Annotated in this window: 2 protein-coding genes; one reads left to right on the forward strand and one right to left on the reverse strand. The window is 60.1% G+C overall.

What is annotated here, in order from left to right; all coding sequences use genetic code 11:
- Positions 1-741, forward strand: a 741-nt coding sequence (locus ACXRVY_RS30655) for a mechanosensitive ion channel family protein (RefSeq protein ID WP_458239160.1), incomplete at its 5' end; no start/stop codon positions are given.
- Positions 742-762: 21 nt separating this feature from the next.
- On the opposite strand, the gene ACXRVY_RS30660 is transcribed toward ACXRVY_RS30655, so the two are convergent.
- The coding region (locus tag ACXRVY_RS30660) for a UTRA domain-containing protein (RefSeq protein WP_458239161.1) at positions 763-1,142 on the reverse strand (380 nt) is incomplete at its 5' end.

The following is a 1,142-nucleotide window of genomic DNA, read 5'->3' on the forward strand; positions in this document are numbered from 1 at the left end:
GCCGTGCATCACGCGCTGACCCGCTCGCGCAAAGGCCTGGCCAATGCCCGCGCACAGACGATGATGCCGCTGATCCGCAACGTGTTGTTCGTGGCGATTTTCATCATCGCGCTGATCGTTGCCCTGGCGAACATGGGCATGAACGTCACGCCACTGCTGGCCGGTGCCGGTGTGATCGGTCTGGCCATCGGTTTTGGCGCACAGTCGCTGGTAGCCGACCTGATTACCGGGTTGTTCATCATCATCGAAGACTCCCTGGCTATCGACGACTACGTGGATGTCGGCGGCCACCTCGGCACGGTCGAAGGCCTGACCATCCGCACCGTGCGCCTGCGGGACATCGACGGCATCGTCCACACCATTCCATTCAGCGAAATCAAAAGCATCAAGAACTACTCCCGGGAATTCGGCTACGCGATCTTCCGGGTCGCGGTGCCGGCCAGCATGGACATCGACAACGCAATCAAACTGATGCGCGAAGTTGGTCAGAAAATGCGCACCGATCCGTTGCAGCGGCGCAATATCTGGTCGCCACTGGAGTTTCAGGGGGTGGAAAGTTTCGAGTCGGGCAATGCGATCCTTCGCGCCCGCTTCAAGACCGCGCCAATCAAGCAGTGGGAAGTGTCGCGAGCGTTCAATCTGTCACTCAAGCGGCACATGGATGAAGCCGGACTGGATCTGGCGACACCGCGGATGAGTATTCAGGTGATGACCGCCGGTGGTGACCCGCAGGGCGAATAGCCAGCGCCTGCAATAGCAGCGTCAGACAACATCCACCCCGACATGAATCGCATCATGCCGCCAGAACTCCAGGTCGCAGTCGATCAACCGTTCATGCTGGTCATAGTTGACCCGGGCAATCCGCAGGCCCGGGCTGCCCACTGACACCTTCAATGCCGCCGCCGCATCCACCGACAACGCCGTGGGCACAATCTCGAAGCGCACCCGCCCGTAGTGCAAATCGTAATGCCGCGCATACAACTCGGTGATCGACTGATTCAAATCGAAATCGAGGATCCCGGGAAAGTACTGCGGGTTCAGATAGTGCTCCACATACAGCACCAGTCGCCCGTCGATCCGTCGCGAGCGGCAGATCTGGATCACGCTCGACAGCGCCGGCAATTGCAGCCAGGCACAGACCG

The organism is Pseudomonas sp. P5_A2_2 (assembly GCF_054177685.1).